The following is a 26,862-nucleotide window of genomic DNA, read 5'->3' as shown; positions in this document are numbered from 1 at the left end:
AGTCCAAGAGGAAATTTCGACCTTTGTTGCAAATCGAAACAAGGGGATATGCAGGCTAAGCCTTGTCGAGCAGTTTCCGGATCTTCGTGATGTTCTTGACCGTGATGCGCAGATGCTCGGCCATGGCCTCCGACGCTTCCTCGTTCCTTTCCCGTTCGAGAAGTTCAAGGATGTGGAGGTGCTGCTTGCAATGCTGCTTGTAGCGGCTGCGATCCATCATGGAGCGGTACGAAAGCAGGCGCCGCACGCGATTCACACGCTTGATGGTGTCGATGAAGAAAGGATTGCCGGAGGCTTCGACCAGCGTTTCGTGGAAGCGGACGCCGCGGTCGTGAAGCTGGTCCGGCGTGTCGTTTTCGATGCCGCCTTCCAGCAGGTGGAACTCAGCCCCCTTGCAGCGCTCCAGCGCCTGGGGTTCCAGGCGGTAGCCCGGCTCCAGCAAAGCCGCCGGCTCCACGGCGAGGCGCAGGCGGTAGGACTGCACCAGGCTTTCCGAGCTGGTGAGCATCGACGAGAAGGTCCAGCCGTAGCCGGGCTTCTTTTCCGCCCAGCCTTCCTGCGCGATGCGTCCGAGCACGTCGGACAGTTGCGTCGCCGTCAGCTGGTAACGCTGCTTAAGCATGGATTCGGTGAACTCGTCCGGCAACTTTCCCGACAGCCGGTCTTCGGCGATACGGAAATACACGGCCGTAACGATATCGCTTTGCGCCAGCGCCGGAACCGGCTGCAGGGGCACCTTGGCAAGAAAATAGCCGCGGTTCGGTTCGCGGTACAGGATGCCTTCCTCGCACAGACGGCCGAGCGCGTCGTTCACCGGCTGGCGCGAGACGCGCAGGCGGTCGGCGAGCATCTGCGCAGGCAGGTGCGTACCTACTGCGAGATTCTCGGTCCGGATGATTTCGACAATGCGCGCCGCGATCGGCTTCATGGTTCTGATGCTTCGACTGTTCGTGCAAGGATGAGCGGAATGACACCGCCGGCTTTCAGCAGGTCGACCTCCAGCCGGGTTTCGACCGCTGCCTTGCACGGGATTGTATCAATCCCGCCATCGGCACGATGAATTCGCACACCGATGTCGCAGCGCGGAGAAAGTGAGTCGACACTTGCCATCACTTCAATCCGGTCGCCGGCGGCTACCGGTGCCAGGCCGCGGTACGACAGCGGAAGTTGCACTGGAAGAATACCCATGCCGATCAGGTTGGACCGGTGGATGCGCTCGAAACTGAGGGCAAGCACGGCCCTTACGTTCAGCAGGCGCACACCCTTGGCCGCCCAGTCGCGCGACGACCCTGTGCCGTACCGCTCGCCGGCAATGATCACGACGGAATCGCCTTCCGAATGGTAACGCTCCGCCGCCGCCCAGATCGGCATCGTCTTGCCACTGGGAATATGCAAGGTATGCGCCACCGGCAGATTTTCCTGCAACAAGTTCACCACATTCTTGTTGTGGAACGCCGCGCGCAGCATCACGCGCCAGTTGCCGCGACGGGATGCGAACACGTTCAGGTCATCCCGGTCGTCGCCGCGCCCGACCAGGTAATCGGCAACCAGGCTCTTCGGCGGAATCGCACTCGCTGGCGAAATGTGGTCGGTCGTGATGTCGTCGCCGAGCACCAGCAGCGGGTAGGCGGTGTAGTTGCCGAGCTGGCAGCCTGCATCCAGCGACGCGAACGGCGGGCGTTGCAGATAATTCGAGCGATCGTCCCAGGGGAACAGCGGCGACGCCGGGGCGTCCAGTCCATGCCATACCGGATTCTTCGACGCCTCCGCAAAATCGCGCCGATAGTCTTCCGGTGCCTGGCTGGCCGCAAGTGCGGCCTCGATTTCGCCGGACGACGGCCAGAGGTCGCGCAGGAAAACATCCTTGCCGTCCGTCGATACGCCTACCGGCTCGCGCGCAAGGTCCTTTCCTGCTTCTCCGGCCAGTCCGAAGACGATCACCATTGCGGGAGACATGATGAAGCCCAGCTCGAGATCGGGATGAACGCGGCCGGGGAAGTTGCGGTTGCCGGACAGTGCGGCAACCGGCTGGCCCTTTCCTTCCTCGATCAGCGTCTTGATGGGATCCGTGAGCCCGCCCGAATTGCCGATACAGGTCGCACATCCATAACCGACGATGCCGAAACCGATCGCTTCAAGATCTTCCAGCAGTCCAGAACGCTTCAGGTATGACGCTGCCGCAGGCGATCCCGGCGCAAGGGAAGTCTTGACCCAGTGTGCCGGCTTCAAACCCAAGGCGCGCGCCTTCCGGGCGACGAGTCCTGCGGCGGCCAGCAGGCGGGGATCGGACGTGTTGGTGCAGCTCGTGATCGAGGCAATCGCGACGGGGAAACGCGGCAGTCCGCCGGTTTCCACGTTGGCTGCATGCTTCTCCAGCACTGCCGGTACATCCGACAAGGGCAACAGGTCCTGCGGGCGCTTCGGGCCCGCGACATGCAGCCCGATTTGTCCAAGGTCGATCTCGATCGTCCGTGTATAGCGCGGCGTTGCTTGCGGTTCGAACCAGAATCCGGCGCGGCGGCTGTACGCTTCCACGAGGGCGACCGCTTCTTCGTTGCGCCCGGTAGCGCGAAGATAGTCCAGCGTATGCTGATCGATGCCGAAATAGCCGGTCGTCGCACCATACTCCGGCGCCATGTTGGCCACCACGGCCCTGTCCCCGGCCGTGAGCGTCGCCACACCGGGGCCGAAGAATTCCACGAAGTCTCCTGCAACACCGACCTCGCGCAAGCGCTGCGTGACGGTCAGCGCCAGGTCGGTCGCGGTTGCACCGCCACTGATCGATCCGGCGAGGCGCACGCCGACGACATCAGGAATCCGCAACATGGTCGGCATGCCGAACATGACCGTCTGCGCTTCCAGTCCGCCCACGCCCCAGCCGAGAACACCGATGCCGTTGATCATCGGCGTGTGACTGTCGGTGCCGATCAGGGTATCGGGCACCGCCCATTCCCCTTCGGTTGTCACGACCGTCGCCAGTTGCTCGAGATTGATCGTGTGCATGATGCCCGTTCCCGGCGGATGGATGCGCACGCCGTGCAGCGTTCCCGACGCCCAGCGAAGGAAGCGGTAGCGCTCTTCATTGCGGCGCATCTCGTGCTGCAAGTTCAGTTTCACCGCATCCGGACGTCCGAACGCTTCCACCGCCAGCGAATGGTCGACAGAGACATCGACCGGAATGCTGGGATTCAGCCGGCCGGGATCGACGCCATGCTCGGCCAGCACGTTGCGCATGCCGGCGATATCGACCAGAGCAGGCGTGCTCGTCGTGTCATGCATGAGGACGCGGAGTGGCTGGAACGGAATTTCCGCCTCGCTCGTGCCGCGGTCGAGCCATTCGAAGATGGCCTGCACGGCGGCGTCGCGTTCGTCGCCCTCCATATTTCGGACGACGTTTTCGAGAAGGATGCGCAGCACGAGCGGAAGCTTGTGCAGCTCGGTCCCGAAAGCGGAGGGGAGATCGACGATCTTGAAGCGGCGGCCATGCAGTTCGAGGTGCGCTTCCGAGGCAGTGAGGGTTTCCATGGATCGCATTATTGCATATGATCGCAAAAATATGCAAAGTGTCGTACAATGAAAAAACGGCGGACCTGCGGAAGTCCTCCGACTACAACAATCCCGCGCTTTCTTCGTGGCACCTTTTCTAGGAGATGTTGAAATGTTCAAGTTGAACCAAGTGTTCGGGGCAGTCCTGCGCGCATGCGCACTCGGCGCCGTCGTAGCGGCGTCCGCGCCGGTACTGGCGCAGAATCCGCTGGAACTGAAGATCATTGCGCCCGCTGCACCCGGTGGCGGGTGGGACGGCGCTTCCCGTTCCCTGCAGCAGGTCATGGTCGCAACCGGTGCTGCAAAGAGCGTGCAGGTGGTCAACGTTCCCGGCGCCGGCGGGACGGTCGGCCTCGCGCAATTCGTTAATAGCGCGGCGGGCGATGGCAACCAATTAATGACAATGGGCATCACGATGCTGGGTGCCGTGTTGACCAACAAGTCGCCGGTCAACCTGGACACGGTGACCCCGATCGCGCGCCTGACCGCGGATCCGCTCGTCGTGGTCGTGCCTGCCAACTCTCCACACAAGACGATCAAGGACCTGGCGGCTGCATTGAAGGCCGATACCTCGAAGGTGGTGTGGGCAGGTGGCTCGGCAGGCGGTGCCGACCATATCCTCGCCGGCCTGGTGGCAAAGGCCGCGGGCGGCGATGCGAGCAAGCTGAACTACGTTCCCTTCTCGGGCGGCGGTGAAGCATTGGCGGAAATGCTTGGTGGCCGCGTGACAGCGGGTGTGTCGGGGTACAACGAATTCGAAAGCATGATCAAGGCCGGCAAGCTGCGCGCGCTCGCGCTTTCTTCCGGCAAGCGCATGACCGGTGTCGAGGTGCCGACGCTCAAGGAGCAGGGCATGGAGGTTGAACTCGTCAATTGGCGCGGCATCGTCGGGGCGCCCAACATTTCGGCCGACCAACGCAAGGCGCTCGCGATGGCCGTCGACAAGGCAATCAAGTCGCCCGAGTGGGCCAAGATCCTGAAGGCGCGCGGCTGGGATGACGCCTACCTGCCCGCCGACCAGTTCGCCGTGTTCCTCAAGAACGACCAGGCGCGGGTCAAGGATGTGCTGACCTCGATCGGACTCGCAAAATGACGAGCCCGGCTGCGCAACAGGTGCCCGCGTGGCGGGCGCCGCTGGTCGTCGGCATGGTGCTGCTGGCACTGGCCACGCTGACCCTTGTTGATGCGTTCAGGGTGACAAGCGGCACCGGTCCGGGCGTCGGACCGTCGGTCGCGATGAAGCTCATCGGCGGACTGCTCGGTTTGCTGGGTGTGGCGCACTTCATTACCGCATGGCGCAACCGCAGCGCGAGCCTGGACCTTGCGCTGGAGGAGGTGATGAACCCGGCCTCACTGGCGTGGGTACTCGGCGGCCTGATTGCGCAGATCGTTGTTCTCGCGCTGGGTGGCGGCTTCATCATCGGCGCGACGGTCTTGTTTGTATGCACTGCATGCGGTTTCGGCCGCAAGTTGCTGTCCCTCGGGCCGGTGTACGGCCTTGCACTGAGCGTACTTGTCTATGTGTTCTTCACCAAGGCGCTCTCGTTGACCTTGCCTGCCGGCCCGCTCGAACGGCTGCTGTTCGGCTAAAGGAACATCATGGAAATCTTCTCCCTGCTGCTGGACGGCGTCTGGACCGCCCTGCAGCCCGGCAACCTGCTCTTCGCCGGAATCGGCGTCCTGCTCGGCACGCTCGTCGGCATCCTGCCCGGCATCAGCCCGTCGCTCACCGTCGCCCTGCTGCTGCCGGTGACCTTCAAGCTCGATCCGACGGGTTCGATCATCATGTTTGCCGGTATCTACTTCGGCAGCATGTACGGCAGCTCGACCACGGCGATCCTGATCAACACGCCGGGTGAGGCAGCCTCGATCGCGACCGCCATCGAGGGACACAAGATGGCGCGCAATGGACGTGGCGGACCGGCGCTGGCGACAGCGGCAATCGGCTCCTTCGTTGCGGGAACCATCGCCACCGTCGGCCTCGCCGTGCTGGCGCCGACCATCGTCGAACTCGCCGTGCAGTTCGGCCCCTGGGATTACTTCGGCCTCATGGTCGTGGCCTTCGTGACGGTGTCGGCCACCTTCGGCCATTCCGTGCTGCGCGGCGTGACGAGCCTGGCGCTCGGCCTGTTCCTCGGCCTCATCGGCATCGACAAGCTGACGGGGCAGGCCCGTCTCGCCTTCGGCGTGCCGGCGCTCATGGATGGCATTTCGATCACGACGCTGGCCGTCGGCCTCTTTGCGATGGGTGAAGCGCTCTACGTCGCATGCCGGTTCAAGGAACACGCGGAGCAGGTCGAGCCGGTACGCGGTTCCCTCTGGATGACGATGAAGGACTGGCAGGCATCGTGGAAGGCATGGCTGCGCGGCACCCTGCTCGGCTTTCCTATCGGTGCCCTGCCTGCGGGCGGCGCGGAGGTGCCGACGCTGCTCTCCTACTCGCTTGAACGCAAGCTGTCCAAGGATCCCGCGGAATTCGGGAACGGCGCCATCGCCGGCGTCGCTGGCCCGGAGGCGGCGAACAATGCGTCGGCCACCGGCACGCTCGTGCCCCTGCTCGCGCTCGGCCTGCCCACCTCGGCCACCGCCGCGATGATGCTGGCCGGCTTCCAGCAGTACGGCCTGGTTCCCGGTCCGCTGCTGTTCACCACCAACCCGGAGATGGTCTGGGGCCTGATCGCCAGCTTCTTCGTCGGCAACCTGATGCTGCTCGTGCTCAACTTGCCGCTCGTCGGCCTCTGGGTCAAGCTGCTCTCCGTACCGCAATCCTGGCTGTATGCCGGCATCCTGGTCTTTGCTTCCATGGGGACGCTGGCCGCGAATCCATCGGTGGTCGAGCTGACGATACTTGTCATCTTCGGCATCACCGGATACCTGATGCGCTGCTGGGATTATCCGGTGGCCCCCATGATCGTCGGCCTGATCCTCGGCCCCATGGCCGAGAGCCAGTTCCGCCGCGCCTTGCAGGTCAGCCTCGGCGACTACCTGGTGTTCTTCAAGCATCCGTTCTCCGCGACGCTGATCGTGATTGCCGTGATCGCGCTGCTGGCGCCGTTCGTGTTCAAGGGACTGCATCGCTTCAAGGGCGATGACGAATAGAGGGCATCCGATGACTGTTTCCACAGAACTTCTGCACACGCTCGCTCCCGCCGGAACACTGCGCGCATCCATCAACCTCGGCAATCCGATCCTGGCGAGGGCACAACCCGGCGGCGCCATGCCTTACGGCGTGTCCGTCGACCTGGCGAATGAACTGGCCCGCCGCCTCGGCGTGGGAGTACAGTACATGGTCTTCGATGCGGCGGGAAAGTCAGCCGAAGCGCTCAAGCAGGACATCGTCGACGTCGGCTTCGTCGCCATCGATCCCGTGCGGGGTGAAGGCATCTCGTTCACCTCGCCTTACGTGCTGATTGAAGGCTGCTATCTCGTGAGGCAGGATTCGCCAATCACCGCCAACGAACAGGTCGACATGCCAGGCATCCGCGTTGCGGTGGGCAAGGGCAGCGCCTATGACCTTTACTTGACCCGCGAATTGCAGCGGGCCGAAATCGTGCGCGCACCGACCTCGCCAACCGTTGTCGACACCTTCGTCGCCGAAGCGCTGGAAGTCGCGGCTGGCGTGCGCCAGCAGCTGGAGTCGGATTGCACCCGCTTTCCCGGGCTGCGCCTCCTGCCGGGACGCTTCATGGTCATCCAGCAGGCGATGGCAACGCCCAAGGCGCGTCCTCCCCTTGCCGTCGATTACCTCGTGCGCTTTGTCGAGGAAATGAAGGCATCGGGATTCGTGCAGGAATCGCTGGCCCGCCATGGCATCGAGGGCGCATCAGTCGCCCCTCCGCGCGACTGAACGGATTTCAGGTACAGGACACGAGGACGTCGCACTGCGACTGGGCCAGCACATGCTTGGTCACACTGCCCAGCAGCAGGTCTTCCAGGGCGCTGTCCCCGTGCTTTCCCATCACGATCAGGTCGCATTCGAGCTCCTGTTCCTGCTCCAGGATGTGCTGCAGGGGCCGCCCGTGCAGAACCATGCCGCGCACTTGCCCCGGACTGAATCCGGCCGCTAGGCAGAGCTGTTCCAGCCTGTCGCCGGCATCGAGGCGCGCGGCACCCTGGTAGTAGTCGAACGTCTGCTCGTCCACGCCGGCGTACCGGAGCTTTCCCTCAAACGGCACTTCGTAGGCGTGCAGGAGTACGATGTCGGCCCGCGGCGCCATTGTTCGCGCAAGGAGAAGCGCCGGCAACGAGGCGGCCGACAGGTCGATCGGCACCAGCACGCTGCGATATTCCTCGTGCGGCGCCTGCTTCACGACCAGCATGGGGCGCTGGCTCTTGCTTACCATGCGTTCCGCTGTCGATCCGATCAGGAGATGCTGCATGAAGCTCGTCCCGCGTGCGCCGAGCACGATCAGGTCGGTGTCGAGTGCAAGCGCGCTGGCCCGCAGTTCCTCCAGCACCGTCCCGGTGGCGACATGCGCGGAAGGTGTCACCCCATGCTGCTGTCGCAACGCCGCTGCCAGCGTATCCAATTCATCACGCGCGTCCTGCACGACACGATGCGCAAGATCGTGTGGAATGCCGGCGACGATGCGTTCGAAGCGCTCGAGCGGAGAGAGGCTGGCCACATGCACGAGATCGAGCGTCGCCCCATGGCTGGCGGCGATGACGGCGGCCCGTGCGGCGGCGTGGCGGGCCGGCGCCGAGAAATCGGTTGCGGCAAGGATATGTTTCAGCCCAGTTGTCATGATCTTTTCCATATAAAGGATGACGTTCAGGAATGGCCGGCTGCCATGGGTGCGCCGACCGACTCCGACCGCTGATAGCGGGCCAGGATGTGCCGGCTGATTCCCTTGGCAAGCTCCGCCTCACCGAAGAAGACCGTACCGAGGGCAGCACTGCGCAGCAGACGCGACTCTTCCTCGCTGTGGGTCCGCAGGACAATTTCCACGTCAGGGTTCAGCTGCCGCGCCGTATCCACCATCTGGCGCACCCCCACAGGATCGGGCGTCGCCACCACGAGCATGGCGGCCTGGGCGATATGCGCCTGCACCAGCACGGCCGGGTCGGCCGCACTGCCGGACACCGCCGCAAGGCCTTGCTGGCGCAGCTTTTCCACCAATTCACGATTCTGTTCCACGACGACAAAGGGGATGTTGTGGTCGGCAAGCGATTGGGCAACGCGACGTCCGACGCGGCCGTATCCGACAAGGACAAGCTGCCCCTGCAGGAACTTGCCTTCCGTGTCCATGGGAAGCGCCGCGAGTGGGTCGTCCCGATGTTCGAACTGCCGGGCGAGCGAGGAGTGGCGCAGCGCAAACGCCCGCATGGGTTTGATGCTGCTGAAGACCAGCGGATTGAGCGCGATCGAGATGAGCGCGCCGGCGAGCACCAGGCTCATGCCCTCCGCGGGCAACAGTTTCAGCGACATGCCGAGGCCGGCGAGGATGAAGGAGAACTCACCGATCTGCGCCAGGCTCGCGGCGACCGTCAACGCGGTGTTCAGCGGATAGCGGAAGCACAGGACGAGCGCCATCGCAGCAATCGATTTTCCGACGATGACGATGGCGACGACCGCCAGGACGCGCAGCGGCTGCTCGACCAGCACCGTCGGCTCGAAGAGCATGCCGACGCCGACAAAGAACAGCACCGAGAACGCATCCCGCAAGGGCAGCGACTCCTGCGCGGCGCGATGGCTGAATTCGGATTCCTGCATGACCATGCCCGCAAAGAAGGCGCCGAGGGCGAACGAGACGCCGAACAGGGCGGAAGAGGCATAGGCAATACCGATCGCGGCGGCAATGACGCTGAGCGTGAAGAGTTCGCGGGAACCGGTATCGGCGACGCGCGCGAGGAACCACGGGAGCACACGGCGGCCGACCACCAGCATCAAGGCAATGAAGGCGCCGACCTGAAGGATCGTCTGCGCAATCGTGCGCCAGATCGGCCCGTCGGCCGCCCCTGCCGGGTTCGCGCCGCCGAGCGCGCCGGCGAGCGGCGGCAGGAGGACCAGGATCAGCACGGTCGCCAGGTCTTCCACGACCAGCCAGCCGACGGCGATCCTGCCGTTCATCGATTCCAGCACGCCGCGCGCTTCAAGCGCCTTCAGCAGGACGACGGTGCTGGCGCATGACAGCGTGAGGCCGAAGATGAAGGCCGGTCCGCTTTCCCATCCCCAGAACATGGCAACGGCCATCCCCAGCAATGTTGCCGCGCCCATTTGCACGACCGCGCCGGGAACCGCGATGCGTTTGACGGACAGGAGGTCATCCAGCGAAAAGTGCAGGCCGACGCCAAACATGAGGAGCATGACGCCGATCTCGGACAGTTGCGATGCCGTATCGACATCGGCGACGAAACCCGGCGTTGCCGGGCCGATGAGTATGCCGGCCAGCAGGTAGCCGACAAGAGCAGGCACCTTGAGGCGCTCGGCGATGAAGCCGAGGATGAGTGCCGCGCCGAAGCCGGCGGCAATCGTGGTGATCAGGGAAATATTGTGTTCCATCGTGACGCATTCCTCCTTCGCATGGAGTGATTTCATGGACGCGGAAGGCTCCGCACGCGCGGCCAGGCGGCCGCGTGGTTCCTGGCGGCGCGACGCGCCGGCAGGTCAGTTCGAACCTGAAGAAATCAGGATGCGCGAATCCAGTCGGGCCTGTCCGGGCCCCGCGGAATGTGGGAGGAAAATGCAGGGGCGCCACTACCGGTCTGCAATCGTCTTGCAAGCAGGGGCTGACGATGTTTGCCGAACTGTGCAATATGGCAGGCGGGGTCGGCAGGTTCCAGGTCGTCCTGGGCGGAAGCCTCAGGGGCGAGTACGCCATCGGCTGCTGCCTGGTCGGCTGTTGCATCGTTCACCCCAACACAATCGACAACGCGTGCGTGCGCATCCTGGCCGTCCACAGCCAACCCGGCGTGTGCGGGAAGGAGGTGTAGCAGGAAAACTACCAGCAATGTCTTCAGCAATCGAAGCATGGGTGCGATGGTGGAGGGTCGGTGTGATGGCGGAACAGCGGGTTAGTGTAGCGCGACATGATGCCGAATTGAAAGAAGCACGGACCTGTTCGTTATTCAATTTTTTCCGGTGCGCATCCCGCAAGTCGTGCTGAGGATCGAACCGATCCCGTCCTGCATTGCCAAAGCAACATGATCCAGCCCCCGCCAAAGTCCGCCGACCCGCTGATGCCTTCCGCCATCGCCGTATTGGCCGAGGACCTGGGCGTCAAGAAGGCGAAGCAGGATACGCTTACCTTGTTCGTTCTCGCTGTCCTCGGCGGCGCCTTCGTCGCGCTGGGCGGACTGTTTGCCACGGTGACGATCGCAGGCGCCGCCGATTACCTGCCCTTCGGCCTCACGCGCCTGCTGATGGGCATCACCTTTTCCCTCGGCCTGATCCTGGTGGTGATCGCCGGCGCCCAGTTGTTTACCAGCGACACGCTGATGGTCATGGCGTGGGCGAGCGGGCGGCTGAAAACGCGGCGCATGCTGCATGTCTGGACGACGGTATGGCTGGGCAACTTCGTGGGCGCACTTGGCACGGCTGCGCTTGTCTTTTTTGCCGGCCATTACAGCTTCGGCCATGCGGAGGTGGGGAGCGCGGCGCTTTACCTCGCTGCGGCCAAGAGCAAATTTCCACCCGTGCAGGCCTTCTTCCTCGGCATTCTGTGCAACGTGCTCGTCTGCCTTGCCGTGTGGGTATCGATGGCCGCGCAGACCACCAGCGGCAAAATCCTGGCAATCCAGTTTCCGATCACCGCCTTCGTCGCGGCAGGTTTCGAACACTGCGTCGCCAACATGTTCTTCGTGCCCTACGGCCTGATGATCAAATGGGGTGCGCCGGACAGCTTCTGGACGACGCTGGGCACGGACCGCGCTCTCGTGGACATCCCCGCGACGCAGTTCGCGATCAATCTCGCCGCCGTCACCCTGGGCAACTGGGTCGGCGGAACGCTGCTCGTCGGCAGCATCTACTGGCTGATCTTCCGGCGCGACCAGGGAGCGGCCGCGCCGAAACAGATCGAGTGACGGCTACTTGGCAGGCGCCCCTTCCTGCTGGCTGCGAGCCGCTTCCTCCTTCTTGCCGCTGGTATAGGTGGGACCCGCGCGTTTTTCATGCGGCGCCGGCTTGCCCTGCAGCGGCGGCAGATCGAGCGCCTTTTCCAGCCGCACGCCCGCGATTTCCGCGACCCGCGTGCCGTAGTCCTCGTCGCAATGCCACAGGTGCCAGATCATGCGCAGCTGGATCGGCTCGGGGCATTGCTTCAGGTCGCCGCCGATGTTGTTGACCAGTTCATCGCGTTCCCAGTCCTCGAAAGTCCGGTAGCGTTCACCGGCCTGTTTATAGTCGTCCGTCGTGCGCGTGGTCTGGTAGCGGCCGAGGTGGCCTTCCACCCACTGGTGGTAATCCTTTGCCGGCTTCGGCGCTTCCTTCATGCCGCCCAGGCTGCTCGGCTCGTAGTTGATGTGTTTGTTTTCGCTGCCGGCGTCGACGTAATACGCCATCTGGCCATCGCGCTGGTTCGTCTGCGCGCGCGCCTTTTCCTGCGGCGCGTTGACAGGCAGTTGCAGGTAGTTCGGGCCGACGCGGTAACGCTGCGTGTCCGAATACGACAGGGTGCGGCCCTGCAGCATCTTGTCATCGGAGAAGTCCACGCCGTCAACCAGCACGCCGGTGCCGAAAGCGGACTGCTCGCTTTCGGCGAACACGTTATCCGGATTGCGGTCGAGCACCATGCGGCCCACCGGCAGCAGCGGGAACTTGTCCTCCGGCCAGCGCTTGGTGTCGTCCAGCGGATCGAAGTCCAGTTCGGGATGCTCGCCGTCGGCCATCAGTTGCACGCAGAATTCCCACTCGGGAAAGTCGCCGCGCTCGATCGCGTCGTACAGGTCCTTCGTCGCATGTCCCACGTCGCGCGCCTGGATTTCCGCTGCCTGCTCGGCCGTCAGATTGCGCACACCCTGCTTGGGCTGCCAGTGGAATTTGACGAGATGGGCGACGCCCTGGTCGTTGACCAGCTTGTAGGTGTTGACGCCGGAGCCTTCCATTTCACGATAGTTTGCCGGGATGCCCCACGGGCTCTTTACCCAGGTCACCATGTGCAGCGCTTCCGGCGTCTGCGACACGAAATCGTAGAAGCGCCACGGCTCCTGACGATTCGTCACCGGGTCGGGTTTGAAGGCGTGGATCATGTCCGGAAACTTGATGGCGTCACGAATGAAGAAAACTTTCAGGTTGTTGCCGACCAGGTCCCAGTTGCCGTCCACGGTCTTCAGTTTCACCGCGAAGCCGCGCGGATCGCGTGCCGTCTCGGGCGAGTCCTTGCCGCCGATGACAGTGGAAAAACGCACGAACACGGGAGTGCGCACCCCGGTCTGCGTGAGGACCTTGGCGCGGGTGTATTTCTCCGCCGGCTCGTTGCCGATCTTGCCGGTAGCTTCGAACCAGCCATGTGCACCGGTGCCGCGCGCATGGACCACGCGCTCGGGAATGCGTTCGCGGTCGAAGTGGGTGATCTTCTCGATGAACTGATAGTTCTCCAGCGTGGCGGGGCCGCGTTCTCCGACTGATCGCAGCGACTGGTTGTCGCTCACCGGGTGCCCCTGGCGCGTCGTCAGGACCGGACGGTCAGCCTGCTTGCCCTGTTTGCTCTGCTTGTCCTTCATGACTTTCCTTTCGTGTCTGAAGTGAAGAGGAAAGTGGGACTGATATGGAAGGCGTTTGTTTCAATGCTTGCATTTGAACCTTTCAATCATTGCGATAGCAGCGTCCGGCAGTACCGACGCGAAACAATGCAATTGAAAGGCGGCCGAAAGCTTGGCGCGTGCATACTCCGGGCATCCCGGTGATTGTTACAAGCATCACCTGGAGATGCGGGAGGCAATCTGGTCCAGACGATGCCGCCTGATATTGCCGATAGCAGAACGGTGTCTTCAAGGGTTGCCATTCCGCAGCTCTCTTGTCCCCGCCTTGCGCGGGGATTTTTTTAATGAAACACTGCGCCGCGCGACAGCAGGCGTTCGAACTCTTCCGCCGGCGCGGGCGCCGCGTAGAGGAAACCCTGTCCGAAATCGCAGCCGGCATTGCGCAGCAGCTCCCATTGCTCCTGCGTTTCGATGCCTTCGGCGATGACTTTCAATCCGAGACGATGCGCCATCACGATCATCGATTCCGCAATGGCACGGTCACCTTCGTCGACGGCGATGTCGCGCACGAAGGACTGGTCGATCTTCAGGTAATCGATGTCGAATTTCTTCAGATAGGCAAGCGAGGAATATCCGGTGCCGAAATCGTCAATCGCCAGTTCGATCCCGGCATCGCGGTATTCGATCAGCCTGTCGAGAATGGATGATGACGCATTGAGCAGCAGCCCTTCCGTGATCTCGACGGTGATGCTGCCGCCGGGCATGCCATGCTGCTGGAGATAGTCCGTCCAGTTGTCTTCCTTTCCCTGTGTCAGGAACTGCACCGGCGACTTGTTGACGCCAACCTGGAAGGGCGCGCCAGTCACAGCGCTCCAGCGCAGGGAACAGTCCGCAGCCTGCCGGAACACCCAGTCGCCGATCTCGTTGATCATGCCCGACTCTTCCGCCAGCGGAATGAATTCCACCGGCTCCACCGCGCCCAGGCTGGGATGCTGCCAGCGCAGCAATGCTTCCGCCTTCACGATGCGTCCGCTTTGCAGGTCGACGACCGGCTGGAAGTGCACACAGAGCTGCCCCTCCCCGAGTGCATTGCGCAGGTCGCCGCTCAGACGCAGCCGGGCATGCGCATGTTCCTGCATCGATCGCGTAAAGAAACTGAACTGGTCGCGCCCCGCCGCCTTGGCCGCATACATGGCCTGGTCGGCATTGCGGATCAGCTCTTCCGGATTGCCGGCGTCATTCGGATACATCGTGATGCCGATGCTGCCCGATACATAGGCAACCTCATTGCCAAGATGAAAGGGCGCATGCAGCGCATCGAGGATTTTCTTGGCGAGGATTTCCACGTGCCCTTCGTCGTCCAGTTCGGTCAGGATGACGGTGAATTCGTCGCCGCCGAGCCGCGCCACAGTGTCGGACTCCCGCACGCAGTCGCCCAGCCGTCGCGCGACCTGCGTCAGCAGCAGATCGCCGGCGTCATGCCCGAGCAGGTCGTTGACTTCCTTGAAGCGGTCGAGGTCGATGAACAGCAGCGCCGCCTGCATGCCGGTGCGGTGTGCCTTGCGCACCTCCTGGTCGAGGCGGTCGCGAAACAGGCGCCGGTTGGGCAGGCCGGTCAGCGTGTCGAAATTCGCGTGGCGCCAGATGCGTTCATCGGATTCCTTCTTCGCCGAGATGTCGGTCATGGTGCCCGTCAGGCGCAAGGGCCGCCGGCGCTCGTCGCGCGTCACCACGATCGCGCGCGCCATCACCCATTTCCACGTCCCGTCCTTGCAGCGCAACCGATGCTCGTCCTTGAAGGAGGTCACCTTGCCATCGATGCATTCGTGCAGGAGCGCCAGCGTGGCGGCCGCGTCGTCCGGATGCAGGCGGTTGCGCCACTCGTCGACGGTGTTGCCGATCTCGTGCTCGGCATAGCCGAGCATGTCCTTCCAGCGTGCCGAATAGGTGACTTCGTTGGACTGCATGTCCCAGTCCCAGACGCCATCGCCCGTGCCTTCGATGGCGAGCTTCCAGCGTTCGTTGCTGATGCGCAGCGCATCCTCCGCGCGCTTCTGCGCCGTGATGTCATGCCCCTGCACGAACAGGCTGAACACCGTGCCGTCGGTGTCCGTGATCGGCTGCACCACGAGGTCGATATAGATATCGGTCTTCGGACCGCCGGTTTCGCGCTGCACGGTCGCCTTGATCCCCCTGCCGACGAACGCCTTGCCGGTCTTCAATACCTCGTCCATGATTTCGATGAATCCCTGTCCGTCCAGCTCGGGCAGGATGTCCCGGAAGGCCCGTCCAACCAGTTGCCGGTGGCCCACCAGTTGCTGGTAGGCCTCGTTGGCCATGTCAAAAACGAACTCCGGCCCGCGCACGACGGCGACAAAACCCGGGGCCTGTTCGAACAGCCTGCGCAAGTCGTTCAGCTTGGCATCCAGCATGCGATTCGTCTCTTCGAGCTCGCGGGAGCGCGAAAACAGGCTTCCCTCCGTCCGAAAGCGGAAATCCTGCGCCTGCTCGACAGCGCGCAAGGCTTTTTTCAGCGTGTAGAGTTCGGTGACGTCAATCGGATTCTGCACGATGCATGTCACTTCACCCGCACCGTCGAGGATGGGGGTATGCACGATGCTCCAATAGCGGTCCACCATGCCGTTACCGCCGGTATCGGGATCGGGAATCGCGTATTTCACCAGCGCGATCGTGTCCGGCTTGCGTTCGGCCATCACGCGCGCGAAGGACGCGCGGAACTGGTCGGCGCCCTCCGGGTTGTCCGGGGTTGGAGGAAAAGCGTCGAACACGTTGCGTCCAACCAGCGCCTCGCGCGTTCGCCCTGCAGCTTTCACATAGGCATCATTCACGTCCATGATCGTGAGATCCGGCGCGAGCATCAGGTAGAAATAGGGGGAAGCGTTTACGATGGCGGCGAAGTCAGGCGCTTCGTGCATGTGCATGCTCCTGGAAACTGGCTGGCGGGCAATGGGCTGGCTGGCCGGTCGTCTTCGCAGGCTTGCGCCGGCGTAACAACCAATAGTTATCTGACTTCCGCTACTCCGGAATACAAATATGATTGGCCTGCGCGGCGCGCAGTTCCCGCGCCGCGCCTATTGAATCGCGGTCCTTTGATCCCAAGATAGAAGCAACGCTGTTGCGTCTCCCCCCTGCGAGGCGCAAGCAGGTCTTCGACTGGATTTCGGCATGCGCTTACGCTCTTCGACACTGATCCTCCTTGGTATCCTGGCGTTACTGCACGCCTATATCGGCTGGCGCATCCTGCCCGCTTTGCCGCTGTCGGCGGCAGGCCGGTGGGCGGGTGTGGCGTGGCTCGGCGTCTCCGTGTTTCTTGTCCCGGCCGGTTTCTTCGCGCATGCCATTCGTACCCCGCATGTCGCCGACAGGGTCACCTGGGCCGGCATGCTGGCGATGGGGATGTTCTCCTCGCTGCTGGTGTTTACCTTCCTGCGCGACCTCGTGCTGGGCGTCGGCCTGCTCACCGGTTTCGCCGGTGATGCCTTCACCACCTGGAGTGCCGCCGCCGTTCCCGCGCTCGCCGTGCTGGCCACGCTGGTCGGTCTCATCAACGCGCGGCGCGTCGCGGGCGTGGTCGACGTCGACGTCCCGATCGAGGGGCTGCCGCAGGCGCTGCACGGTTTCACCATCGCCCAGATCAGCGACATCCACGTCGGCCCGACGATCAAGCGCGGTTATCTCGATGCCATCGTCGACGCCGTCAACGCGCTCGAAGCCGACCTCGTGGCGATCACCGGAGATCTGGTCGACGGCAGCGTGCGCCGGCTGGCCCCGCATACGGCGCCCCTTGCGCGACTGCGCGCGCGGCATGGCGCCTATTTCGTTACCGGCAACCACGACTACTACTCGGGCGCGCATGAATGGATACCCGAGGTTCGCCGGCTCGGGCTGACGGTCTTGCTCAACGAACACGTGGTGCTCGAGCACCGCGGCGCGTCGCTGCTGGTCGCGGGCGTGACCGACTACAGCGCCCATCATTTCGACGCATCGCACCGCAGCGATCCGCATGCCGCGATCGCCGGCGCACCGGAGGACGTCGGCGCGAAAATCCTGCTCGCCCACCAGCCGCGCACGGCAACCCGCGCCGCGGATGCCGGCTTCGACCTGCAATTGTCCGGACATACGCACGGCGGTCAGTTCTTTCCCTGGAATTTCTTCGTCCCGATGCAGCAGCCGTGGGTCGCGGGACTGCAGCGCTTGCGCAGGATGTGGGTATACATCTCGCGCGGCACCGGTTACTGGGGACCGCCCAAGCGTTTCGGCGCACCGTCGGAAATCACGCGCGTGCGGCTGGTACGCGGCTGACCGGCTTGTAAGCGTCCGTTAGAAGCATGGTGCGCGCATACGGGCCACGCTACATCCGGAAACAAAATCACGCGAAAGATGTCCTTAGGGTATCGAACCCGCGCCCCTCGTCCGTGTCGAAACGGTCGGCTTGCGGTGAACGTATTCCATCAGCGGGAGAGCGCTCCTGTTGATGAAATGCGTTTTATAGGAGATCGACGTGGGCATTCTCGGCACCCTGCTCGGCAGGCGCGAGCCTGTGGTGGAATTCCGCACCGTCGACGGCGGCCATCCTGCGCCGTTCCCGGACATGACCGACGAGCAGCTGTACAACTATGAAGTGACGTTCAACGTGCCCAAGCGCACATTCAAGGAACCGCCGCGATCGGTGCGCCCGCCCGACAACCGGCAGCCAAGGAAGGAGCCGCCGTTGAGGAAAGAACCGTTCACCGAAACCGTCGCGCAGAAAACGCAGGAGCGCCCGCCGCACGGCACCCACGAGACGCACCCGCACACGGCGACCGCGCATCGACCTACCCGGTCCATGCCGCCACCGCCAACGGAACAGAAGGACCTTCCCCCGCTCGACCTCGCCAAGCCGGTGCGTCTGGTCACGACCAAGCAGCCGGTGGAAATCATCACCACCCGTGCGCGCCATCCGGTGTACAAGGTGCACGGCTACATCGGCGACGATGATGTGGTCACCGTATTTACGCTGGAGGGGCAGTTGTCGGAGAACGGGCCGCGCTACCTCGAGAACATCCCGCAGAAGCAGCAGTTGTTCCTGAACGTGTATCCGAACCCCGACGTGCACGGCGCGGAAAAGTACCTGCTCACTCAGCATGCGTCGCGCGAACAAGCGGACATGGCGGCCAAGCCGGGCCGCATTACCTGCGCGCCGCTGCAATTTGACACGTAGATACGCGAACAAGGACGGATTTCGTCAGTTAACTGACGGAAATTGGCCGCGCTGAGTGCACACTTTCATCATGGGCCTCGCCGGCCGGAATGGCACGCCCCTTGCACGTTCCGGTTATCGACAATAACAAGAGGCAATGCCATGAAAACGGGAATATCCTCGGGAGTGGAGGACCTGTCACGGGGGACGGCATGAAATCCCCGATCTCTCCCACCATCGGCGTGGTGTCCAGTCTCGGTCTTGGCGCCTCGGGCGCCTTGCTGGATCTCCTCGCGGAGGAATGCCGATCACAGTACGGCGCGCGGCACGACAGCGATTTTCCACGGACGCTCGTCGCCATGGAAACGGTCCCGGACAACGGTGATGCGAACGACGTCCTGCGCAATGCCATGTGGCGGCTGGAGCAGGCAGGCGCGGATTTCCTGGCGCTGGCCTGCGACAGTGCGCCTGTTCACCTCCCGAACCTGGCGGAGTCGGTCGGCGTGCGCGTCCTCAACCCCATCGACCTGATGCTGGAGGCGATTCCGCTCTCGGCGCAACGCATCGCGCTGGTTGCGCCGCAATCCGTCGTGGCGTCGGAAATCTTCCAGCGGGCGCTGTGGCGCGGCGGGCACAGGCTCGTCGATCCCGGATGGCAGCAGGAAATCGATTCCCTGATTACGACTGCGCGGCTGGGAGGAGATACGCACCGGCTGGAACGCCGCTGGGTGGATTTCCTCGGCAGCGCCGCCGAAGCCGGCGTCGATACCGTGCTGGTTTCCTGCTTCGCATTGAGCAGAGTGGCGCGGCAGGTCAATGCCGCGCTGCATGTCGCCGACGGTGCACACTGCCTGGCGCGCGGCATCGTCGCCGAGTGGCTCGCCTGGTGCGTCGAGGAGTAGCCCTCAGCGCTTGCCCGGCAAGGTCTGGCTGAACAAATCCTTCGCCTCGCGCGGTTGCGATCGCCAGTACTGCGGCGGCGCGTCGACCTGCGCCCCCATCTTCGCCGCCGCGTGCCATGGCCAGCGAGGGTCGTAGAGAATGCCGCGTGCCAGCGCCACCATGTCCGCCTGGCCGGAGGCGATGATGTCCTCGGCGTGTTCCGCTTCGGTAATCAGGCCCACGGCAATCGTCGGAATAGTGGATTCGCGCCGGATGTGTTCGGCGAAGGGCACCTGGTAGCCCGCCTTGAGCGGAATCCGCTGCAGCGGCGAGAGTCCGCCGCTCGACACGTCGATGAACGCACAGCCGCTCTTCTTCAGTTCCTTCGCGAACGCCGCCGTCTGTTCGACATCCCAGCCACCTTCCACCCAGTCGGTCGCCGACACGCGGATGCCCACGGGCTTGTCCGGATTGAAGCCGGCGCGCACCGCGTCGAAGACTTCCAGCGGAAAGCGCATGCGGTTTTCCAGCGAACCACCGTATTCATCCTCGCGCCGGTTCGACAGCGGCGACAGGAATTGATGCAGCAGGTAACCGTGGGCGGCATGCACTTCGATGGCGTCGATGCCGAGCCGCTCGGCGCGGCGTGCGGCTGCCGCGAAGCCGTCGCGAATGCGCTGCAATCCGGCCGCATCAAGCGCGATCGGTGTCTCGTCGCCTTCGGTAAAGGGAAGGGCCGACGGCGCGAAGGTGCGCCATCCTCCGGCGTGCGACGCAATGGATTTTCCGCCTTCCCATGGCACGTGCGTCGATGCCTTGCGGCCCGCATGGGCAAGCTGGATGGCGATCGGCATCGGCGAATATTTTCGGACCGCATGCAACACGCTTCCCAGTGCGCGCTCGGTTTCGTCTGACCACAGGCCGAGGTCGGACGGGGAAATGCGGCCTTCCGGTTCGACCGCCGTCGCCTCGATGATGAGCAGGCCGGCGCCCGACAACGCGAGATGGCCGAGATGTACCTGGTGCCATTCCGTGGCCGCGCCATTGTCGGCGGAATACTGGCACATCGGCGCGATGACGATGCGGTTTTTCAAGGACAGGTTGCCGAGGGAAATCGGGGTAAAGAGCGCGCTCATGGATAGCCTTGGTGGAAACAGCAGAGCGGTCATTTAACCATCAATGCGCGGCGCCTGCATGACGTCACGTTTCCGACGATTGCTGCATGATTGCCTGCTTGATCGCGCCGCCATCCTGGTCACCCTTGGCGATAGCCTCATAGTACGAACGCATCTGCTTGCGCGTCACCTGCGGCGGCAGCGGCGGGACGTTCGCGTCGACCACCAGTTCGACAACGGCGGGACGGTCCGCCTGCAAGGCCTTTTCCCATGTCGGCCCGGCGTCCTCCGCGCGCTCCACGCGGAAACCATGCAGGCCGAGCATGCGCGCGAAATCGGCATAGGCGAAGTCGGGCAACTCTTGCGACGGCGCGAATTTCGGGTCGCCCTGCTGTCCGCGCTGTTCCCAGGTCACGAAGTTCAGATCGCGGTTGTTGAGCACCGCGACGGTCAGTTTCGGATTGCCCCAGCGCCGCCAGTAGCGGGCAATGGTGATGAGGGCGTTGAGCCCGTTCATCTGCATCGCGCCGTCGCCGGCCAGCGCGATGACATGACGCTGCGGGTGCGCGAACTTGGCGCCGATCGCGTACGGCAGCGCGCAGCCCATCGTCGCCAGTCCGCCCGACAGCGACGCCGCCATGCCGCGCCGCAGTTGCAGGTGCAGCGCATACCATGCGGTGGCGGACCCGGAGTCGACGGTGAGGATGCAGTCCTCCGGCAGCCGCGATGACAGCTCGCGGAAAGCGCGCTGCGGATTCATCGGCGCGGCTGCATCCTGCGCGCGGCGTTCCATCACTTGCTGCCATCGCTGCACATCCTGTTCAATCTGCATCTGCCAGCCGCGGTCGCTCTTGCGGTCCAGCAGCGGCAGGAGGGCGCGCAAGGTTTCGTGCGCGTCGCCGACGAGGTTGCATTCGGACGGATAGCGCAGTCCCAGCATGCGGCCGTCGATATCGATCTGCACGGCGCTGGCCTTGCCTTCTTCAGGCAGGAATTCGGCGTAGGGGAAACCGGTTCCCACCATCAGCAGGGTGTCGCAGTTGTTCATCAACTCGAAACTCGGCCCGGTACCGATCATGCCGATGGTGCCAGTGACAAAGGGAATGTCGTCCGGCACCGCCGCCTTGCCGAGCAGCGCTTTTGCGACGCCGGCGCCCAGTGCTTCGGCGACATCGAGCAAGGCGTCGGTGGCATGGAGCGCGCCGGCGCCCGCGAGAATGGCAACCTTCTTTCCCCGGTTCAGGATTTCCGCCGCCTGCAGCAATCCTTCCCGTGAAGGAACGAGGCTGCGCGTCGTCAGGCCGATGCCGGTGTGCACTGAGCCATGCTCATGCGGCGGTACCTCGACGGCTTCGAGTTCCTGCAGGTCGTTGGGAATGATCAGGCAAGTCACCGTGCGCTGCTCCTTCGCGATGCGGATTGCGCGGTCGACGAGGTGTTTCAGTTGCTCGGGGGTCGTTGCCATGTGGACGTACTCGTGCGCAACGTCCTTGAACAGCGACAGGAGATCCACTTCCTGCTGGTAATCCCCGCCCAGCGCCATGCGCTTCTGCTGGCCGACGATGGCGACGACAGGCTGATGATCGAGCTTGGCGTCATACAGTCCGTTGAGCAGATGGATTGCGCCCGGTCCCGAGGTCGCCAGGCAAATGCCGACCTCGCCGGTAAATTTTGCATGGGCGCAGGCCATGAAGGCGGCCAGTTCTTCGTGTCGTGCCTGGATGAATTCGATGCGGTCCTGTCGCCCGAAGGCGCCCATGATGCCGTTGATGCCGTCGCCCGGATAGCCGTAGACGCGGCGGATGTCCCATTGCTGCAGGCGGTGGAGGAGGAAGTCTGCGACAGTCCCGGCCATGGCGGTCTCCTGTGAAGAGGGAGGGAGACGGCACGCAAGTCGCGGGCCAAAGCGCGGGGAAGAATACGGAGGAGAAATGGTGCGGGAGAACGCGTCCCCCGCACCATCAGACTGCGTCAGCCGTACTTAGAACGTATGGCGCACGCCGACGTTGAACGAGCGATCACCGCTGCCCGCGTCGGTGGCATTGCCTGCCGTGTAGAAACCGACGGCGTTGTTCGCCACGGTGTTGTCGATACGCGCGAACGAGGTGTACAGGTTCGTGCGCTTGGACAAGGCATAGGTGTAGCCGAGCGCGAACTGGTTCGCATCGTTGCCGACCGCGGTCTGGTCCGACTTGCGAATGTACGATGCCAGCACGGTACCGTTGCCGACCGGCGCGCTCACGCCGAGCATCACGTCACGCGTATCTGCCTGCGCCACGTTGGTGTTGCCGGCGACGGCATTCTTGTTGACCGCATACGCGAAATGCACGGCAGCCATGCCGAAGTCGTACTTGGCGCCCAGCGTGGTCACGCGGGAGCGGGCTGTCGCGGTCGCGTTGTTGACGTTGTTGTGGGCCAGGCGGACGACGAGCGGGCCGGCCGCGTAGCCGACCTGGCCGCCGAGGGTGCGCAGGGCCGAGGTATCGCCCGCGGTCTCGCCGAGACCATAGGTCACTTCGGCGAGCACGCCGGAGATCACCGGTGCGGCGTACTTGATCGCGTTGTTGGTACGCGGGCCGCCGCCGGTGGCCGCGGTACCGCCTTGCGACATCAGGTTGGCGGCATTGCCGGCCAGGCCGCAAGCGAACGGGTCAATGACGCCGCACAGCGAGGTAAAGATCGGGGTGTACTGACGGCCGAGGGTGACGGTGCCGAAGCCGCCCTTCAGGCCGACGAATGCCTGGCGGCCGAACAGCGCGCCGCCTTGCAGTGCCGCGCCGGTATCCAGTGCAAAGCCGTTCTCCAGCGTGAACAGGGCGGACAGACCGCCGCCGAGGTCCTCGGTGCCCTTGAAACCGATGCGGGACGCATTCTGCACGCCGCTCGTAACCTTGGTGACGGAGCCGGCTGCACCGCCGCTCTGATGCTCGACGCCGCCATCGATGAGACCGTAGATCGTGACGTTGGATTGCGCTGCTGCGGAACCTGCGAATGCAGCCAGCATCGCGAATGCGAGAGGCAGTTTTTTCATTGAAGTAAATCCCTGATAGATAAAGCGGAAGTGGTATGCGTGCGTGGATGGCCGCCATCGGGTGATGCGTCGATGCACGGTGCAACGTCATGCTTGCTGTCGGACCTGAATGTCGTCCCGGAGCTACCCTTGCTGGTTAAATGAATGCCGATGCTTCCAACCGCTGAAAGACTTGCTGGGACATCGGCAAATTTCCTCAAAGCATCTTGCGTGCCATTTATCCAAGTCCGCGCGTTTGTCGATCAAACACTTGATCTGGACAGGAAGCATTCCCGACTTCCGGACAGGAAATCTTGATTATGAGAAATATTGTAAGAATCGCGTAAGCTTTCCCGGCGGCGGCAACCCGCTTACACAGCGCGAGACGCCTCCTTTCTCGCGCCCTTCGCGCTGTTCAACGCAAAAATTATTTCCCACCGGCACGTATGTTGCTAATGCAGTACTTATCGATACAGACATTTGCCGTCAGCCGGATGCTTGTGTTTCTGGCAAGGCAGTCGCATCGGTTAGCGCAGATTTTTGCAATCACAGGATCGGGTGCCGGCCGTACTTACGCGCCGGCCGGCGCGTATCCGCTCCAAGAAAAGGACGTTTAGATGAGTAATCAAGACCTGCCCCGTCGCAAATTCCTCGCCACGGGGCTTGCCCTCGGCGCCTCGGTGCTCGGCACCACGGATGCCCTGGCGCAGACCGCGCCCGCGGCACCGCAGCCCGCGAAGGCTGCCGGTCCCGGCCGTCTCACGATGCATGCCATCGATGTCTGGAACGGATTGCCCGCAGCCGGCATCCGTGTCGACCTGTCCAGGCTGGAAGGCGATACCTATAAGCTGGTGCAGTCGTTCAACGCCAACAAGGGCGGCCGTACCGACAAGCCGCTTTTCGAAGGCGAGAACTTCGCGCGCGGCAGCTATGAGATCCTGCTGCATGTAGAAGAACATTACGCAAAGATCGGCGCGCAAATGCCGAACCCGGCATTCCTCACCAGCGTGCCGATCCGCTTCTCGATCGCCGACCCCGGCCAGCGCTACCACATCGCGATCCTGCTCACGCCGTGGAGCTATTCCTACTATCGCGGCAGCTGAGCCCTGCGCAGCACCGCATATCCGCATTCACGATCAGGAGTTAAAGATGGCTGGCATTACAACGCACGTACTCAATACGGCAACCGGTACGCCGGGCGCAGGCATGCGCATTGATTTTTCGGTCTGGGAAGATGGCAAGTACAAGCTCGTCAAGACCGTGCACACGAATTCCGACGGCAGGACCGACCAGATGATCCTCAAGCCGGAAGAGACCAAGGTAGGCAAGTACGAACTGGTGTTCCACGTTCGCGAATTCTTTGCCAAGATTGGCACGCCGATGCCTGACCTGGCCTTCATCGATACGGTGCCCGTACGCTTCGCGGTCTTCGACACGGCACAGCATTACCACGTGCCGATGCTCGCGACACCGTGGAGCTGCACCACCTATCGCGGCAGCTGATTTCGCCGCACCGCGGGCCGTCCAACGCGCGGCGGCCCGCCCTCATCCGCACGGAATCCATCCGGGGCGCGGCACCGCTTCAGAATCTCACGAGACTCCCATGCTTTCCTCCATACGCAACCGCATCCTCATCGTCGCCACCATTATCATCGTGTGCGCGCTGGCCATCACCGGCAGTGCCATTTACCTGATCGTGAGCGCCAACGGCAAGACAACCATCAAGCAGGACCTGGATTCCATCGCGACCGGGCACGCGATGGCGATCGACGAATGGGTAGCCGCCAAGCAGGGCGCCGTTGCGGCGGCGGTGGCAACCGCGAGGACAGGCGATGCGCTCGCGGCGATGGGGCAGTTGCAGAAGTCCGGCGGATTCAAGGTGGCCACGCTGGGACTGGACGACAAGTCCGTGTTCGGATCGCCGCCGCCGCCGAGCGGTTTCGATGCGACCAGCCGCCCCTGGTACAAGGAAACAATGGCCGCCGGCAAGCCGCTGGTGACCAAGCCCTATGAAGACTTCCAGACCAAGCAGCCGATGGTGTCGTTTGCGAGCCCGGCCGAGCGCGAGGGCGGCCCGAAGGGCGTGGTATCAGCGGCAATCTCGCTGGAAGGCGTGCGCCAGGTCGTGACATCGATCCATCCGACACCGGCCAGCATCGGCTTTGTCGTCGATGTGCATGGCACGGTGGTCGCGCACCCGGACGCAAAATACAATCGCGTGGCCGTTTCCGAGCTTGCCCCGGAGCTGAAGACGGACACCGCGCCCAAGCTTGCCCAGACCGACGAATTGCTGGAACTGAGCCTGGGTGGCGCGACCAAGCTGATGCGCGCCAAGCCGATCAAAGGCACCGACTGGTTCCTGGTTGTGGCACTGGACAAGGATGAGGCGACCGTCGGCCTGCGCGGCGTGCTCAAAACCACCATCGTGGCGATCTTGCTGGTGGCCGTTGCGGCGGCACTGCTGATCGGCGCGGCGGTCAACAAAGTACTGCATCGCCTGTCCGAAGTGCGCGACGCGATGAACGAAATCAGCAGCGGCAGCGGCGACCTCACACGCCGCCTTCCCGAAGTCGGTCATGATGAATTGTCCGACATCGCCGGCGCCTTCAATGTCTTCGTCGACAAGGTGAACGGCATCATGCAGCAGATCCGCGACGGCAGCATCGCGATCCAGACCTCGACCGCCGAAATCTCGCGCGGCAATGCCGACCTGTCTTCACGCACGGAATCCCAGGCTAGCTCGCTCGAACAGACGGCGGCGTCGATGGAAGAACTGACGTCGACAGTGAAGGAAAACGCGGCCAATGCCCGTCACGCCAACGACCTGGTTGCCTCGGCTTCCGGTCTTGCCGCCAAGGGCGGCACGGTAGTCGGCGAAGTGGTTGATACGATGAGTTCGATCAAGGCGAGCTCGAACAAGATCGTCGAAATCATCGGCGTCATCGACGGCATCGCCTTCCAGACCAACATCCTTGCGCTGAATGCCGCGGTCGAAGCGGCGCGCGCAGGCGAACAAGGCCGCGGCTTCGCGGTGGTCGCCAGCGAAGTGCGCAGCCTGGCGCAGCGTTCGGCGAACGCGGCCAAGGAAATCAAGGAGCTGATCAACGATTCCGTCAGCAAGGTCGAGGCTGGCAGCCAGCTGGTGGAAACCGCGGGCACGACGATGACGGAGATTGTCGATTCGGTGCAGCGTGTGGCGACGATCATGAACGAGATCACCAATGCGAGCGCCGAGCAGAGCGGCGGCATCGAGGAAACCAATCGCGCCATCACGCACATGGACGAGATGACGCAGCAGAATGCCGCGCTGGTGGAACAGGCGGCAGCCGCGGCCGAGAGCCTGGAAGAGCAGGCGATCGCGCTGGCTTCCGCCGTGGCGCAGTTCAAACTGAGCCAATACGATGTGCAGACCGTTGCGACACCCCGGGCGGTCACTGGCGGCCTGCGCATGCTCGCCTGACAAGGCCGAG

The 26,862-nt window shown here is 63.5% G+C and carries 21 protein-coding genes; 11 read left to right on the top strand and 10 right to left on the bottom strand.

Features of this window, described 5'->3' with window-relative positions:
- Window positions 1–55: 55 nt before the first annotated feature.
- Together ACNOHI_RS16350 and acnA are read right to left on the bottom strand one after the other, a co-directional pair.
- Entirely contained in the window at window positions 56–928 is an 873-nt protein-coding gene (locus tag ACNOHI_RS16350; RefSeq protein WP_420475743.1) for an FCD domain-containing protein, read from the bottom strand.
- Complete coding sequence (acnA, locus tag ACNOHI_RS16345) at window positions 925–3,525, bottom strand: aconitate hydratase AcnA (RefSeq protein ID WP_420475742.1); 2,601 nt, start codon at window positions 3,523–3,525, stop codon at window positions 925–927. Before acnA ends, ACNOHI_RS16350 begins: the two co-directional genes overlap by 4 nt.
- Before the next feature lie 133 nt (window positions 3,526–3,658).
- Here acnA and ACNOHI_RS16340 point away from each other — a divergent pair, with 133 nt between their 5' ends.
- Genes ACNOHI_RS16340 through ACNOHI_RS16325 form a run of 4 tightly spaced genes read left to right on the top strand, consistent with a single transcriptional unit; the run spans window position 3,659 to window position 7,393 of the window.
- Window positions 3,659–4,639 (top strand): Bug family tripartite tricarboxylate transporter substrate binding protein, encoded by a 981-nt coding sequence (locus tag ACNOHI_RS16340; protein ID WP_420475741.1) that lies wholly within the window; start codon window positions 3,659–3,661, stop codon window positions 4,637–4,639.
- Entirely contained in the window at window positions 4,636–5,136 is a 501-nt protein-coding gene (locus tag ACNOHI_RS16335) for a tripartite tricarboxylate transporter TctB family protein (protein ID WP_420475740.1), read from the top strand. Before ACNOHI_RS16340 ends, ACNOHI_RS16335 begins: the two co-directional genes overlap by 4 nt.
- A 9-nt stretch (window positions 5,137–5,145) precedes the next feature.
- Window positions 5,146–6,645, top strand: coding sequence for a tripartite tricarboxylate transporter permease (locus ACNOHI_RS16330; protein ID WP_420475739.1), 1,500 nt, complete (start codon window positions 5,146–5,148; stop codon window positions 6,643–6,645).
- Window positions 6,646–6,655: 10 nt separating this feature from the next.
- A complete protein-coding gene (locus ACNOHI_RS16325; RefSeq protein WP_420475738.1) occupies window positions 6,656–7,393 on the top strand; it encodes an ABC transporter substrate-binding protein in 738 nt (245 codons plus the stop codon).
- Between the two features lie 7 nt (window positions 7,394–7,400).
- Here ACNOHI_RS16325 and ACNOHI_RS16320 read toward each other — a convergent pair whose 3' ends face one another.
- From ACNOHI_RS16320 to ACNOHI_RS16310, 3 genes are all read right to left on the bottom strand, one after another.
- Window positions 7,401–8,291 carry a universal stress protein gene (locus ACNOHI_RS16320; protein WP_420475737.1) on the bottom strand — a complete coding sequence of 297 codons (891 nt, stop codon included), beginning with the start codon at window positions 8,289–8,291 and terminating at the stop codon, window positions 7,401–7,403.
- A 26-nt stretch (window positions 8,292–8,317) separates the two neighbouring features.
- Window positions 8,318–10,048, bottom strand: coding sequence for a YbaL family putative K(+) efflux transporter (gene ybaL, locus ACNOHI_RS16315; protein ID WP_420475795.1), 1,731 nt, complete (start codon window positions 10,046–10,048; stop codon window positions 8,318–8,320).
- A 125-nt stretch (window positions 10,049–10,173) separates the two neighbouring features.
- A complete protein-coding gene (locus ACNOHI_RS16310; RefSeq protein ID WP_420475736.1) occupies window positions 10,174–10,518 on the bottom strand; it encodes a hypothetical protein in 345 nt (114 codons plus the stop codon).
- Between the two features lie 171 nt (window positions 10,519–10,689).
- Here ACNOHI_RS16310 and ACNOHI_RS16305 point away from each other — a divergent pair, with 171 nt between their 5' ends.
- Window positions 10,690–11,568 carry a formate/nitrite transporter family protein gene (locus ACNOHI_RS16305; RefSeq protein WP_420475735.1) on the top strand — a complete coding sequence of 293 codons (879 nt, stop codon included), beginning with the start codon at window positions 10,690–10,692 and terminating at the stop codon, window positions 11,566–11,568.
- A gap of 3 nt (window positions 11,569–11,571) precedes the next feature.
- Here ACNOHI_RS16305 and ACNOHI_RS16300 read toward each other — a convergent pair whose 3' ends face one another.
- Both ACNOHI_RS16300 and ACNOHI_RS16295 read right to left on the bottom strand, forming a co-directional pair.
- Window positions 11,572–13,206, bottom strand: a complete 1,635-nt coding sequence (locus ACNOHI_RS16300) for a catalase (RefSeq protein ID WP_420475734.1) — start codon at window positions 13,204–13,206, stop codon at window positions 11,572–11,574.
- A 320-nt stretch (window positions 13,207–13,526) separates the two neighbouring features.
- Window positions 13,527–16,121 carry an EAL and GGDEF domain-containing protein gene (locus ACNOHI_RS16295; RefSeq protein WP_420475733.1) on the bottom strand — a complete coding sequence of 865 codons (2,595 nt, stop codon included), beginning with the start codon at window positions 16,119–16,121 and terminating at the stop codon, window positions 13,527–13,529.
- A gap of 250 nt (window positions 16,122–16,371) precedes the next feature.
- Here ACNOHI_RS16295 and ACNOHI_RS16290 point away from each other — a divergent pair, with 250 nt between their 5' ends.
- The 3 genes from ACNOHI_RS16290 to ACNOHI_RS16280 all read left to right on the top strand — a co-directional run bounded on the left by ACNOHI_RS16290 (window position 16,372) and on the right by ACNOHI_RS16280 (window position 19,287).
- Window positions 16,372–17,508, top strand: a complete 1,137-nt coding sequence (locus tag ACNOHI_RS16290) for a metallophosphoesterase (RefSeq protein WP_420475732.1) — start codon at window positions 16,372–16,374, stop codon at window positions 17,506–17,508.
- A gap of 199 nt (window positions 17,509–17,707) precedes the next feature.
- Window positions 17,708–18,406 (top strand): hypothetical protein, encoded by a 699-nt coding sequence (locus tag ACNOHI_RS16285; RefSeq protein WP_420475731.1) that lies wholly within the window; start codon window positions 17,708–17,710, stop codon window positions 18,404–18,406.
- Between the two features lie 191 nt (window positions 18,407–18,597).
- The gene (locus ACNOHI_RS16280; protein WP_420475730.1) at window positions 18,598–19,287 is read left to right on the top strand and encodes an aspartate/glutamate racemase family protein; all 690 of its coding nucleotides are present in this window, start codon (window positions 18,598–18,600) and stop codon (window positions 19,285–19,287) included.
- Between the two features lie 3 nt (window positions 19,288–19,290).
- Here ACNOHI_RS16280 and ACNOHI_RS16275 read toward each other — a convergent pair whose 3' ends face one another.
- The 3 genes from ACNOHI_RS16275 to ACNOHI_RS16265 all read right to left on the bottom strand — a co-directional run bounded on the left by ACNOHI_RS16275 (window position 19,291) and on the right by ACNOHI_RS16265 (window position 23,413).
- On the bottom strand, window positions 19,291–20,403 hold the full coding sequence (locus tag ACNOHI_RS16275) for an NADH:flavin oxidoreductase/NADH oxidase (protein WP_420475794.1): 1,113 nt from the start codon (window positions 20,401–20,403) through the stop codon (window positions 19,291–19,293).
- Window positions 20,404–20,467: 64 nt separating this feature from the next.
- Window positions 20,468–22,237 (bottom strand): thiamine pyrophosphate-requiring protein, encoded by a 1,770-nt coding sequence (locus tag ACNOHI_RS16270; RefSeq protein ID WP_420475729.1) that lies wholly within the window; start codon window positions 22,235–22,237, stop codon window positions 20,468–20,470.
- Window positions 22,238–22,363: 126 nt separating this feature from the next.
- Complete coding sequence (locus ACNOHI_RS16265; RefSeq protein ID WP_420475728.1) at window positions 22,364–23,413, bottom strand: porin; 1,050 nt, start codon at window positions 23,411–23,413, stop codon at window positions 22,364–22,366.
- A gap of 596 nt (window positions 23,414–24,009) precedes the next feature.
- Between ACNOHI_RS16265 and uraH (ACNOHI_RS16260) the strand changes: the two genes are divergently transcribed.
- The 3 genes from uraH (ACNOHI_RS16260) (at window position 24,010) to ACNOHI_RS16250 (ending at window position 26,852) form a co-directional block, all read left to right on the top strand.
- Window positions 24,010–24,495, top strand: coding sequence for a hydroxyisourate hydrolase (gene uraH, locus ACNOHI_RS16260; protein ID WP_420475727.1), 486 nt, complete (start codon window positions 24,010–24,012; stop codon window positions 24,493–24,495).
- A 46-nt stretch (window positions 24,496–24,541) separates the two neighbouring features.
- The gene (gene uraH / locus ACNOHI_RS16255; RefSeq protein WP_420475726.1) at window positions 24,542–24,895 is read left to right on the top strand and encodes a hydroxyisourate hydrolase; all 354 of its coding nucleotides are present in this window, start codon (window positions 24,542–24,544) and stop codon (window positions 24,893–24,895) included.
- Window positions 24,896–24,995: 100 nt separating this feature from the next.
- Window positions 24,996–26,852 carry a methyl-accepting chemotaxis protein gene (locus tag ACNOHI_RS16250; protein ID WP_420475725.1) on the top strand — a complete coding sequence of 619 codons (1,857 nt, stop codon included), beginning with the start codon at window positions 24,996–24,998 and terminating at the stop codon, window positions 26,850–26,852.
- The last annotated feature ends 10 nt before the right edge of the window (window positions 26,853–26,862 follow it).

Source organism: Noviherbaspirillum sp. ST9, assembly GCF_048799745.1.
Lineage (GTDB): Bacteria > Pseudomonadota > Gammaproteobacteria > Burkholderiales > Burkholderiaceae_D > Noviherbaspirillum.
Note: the sequence above shows the minus strand (reverse complement) of the source record. Positions and strands in the feature narration are given on the sequence as shown.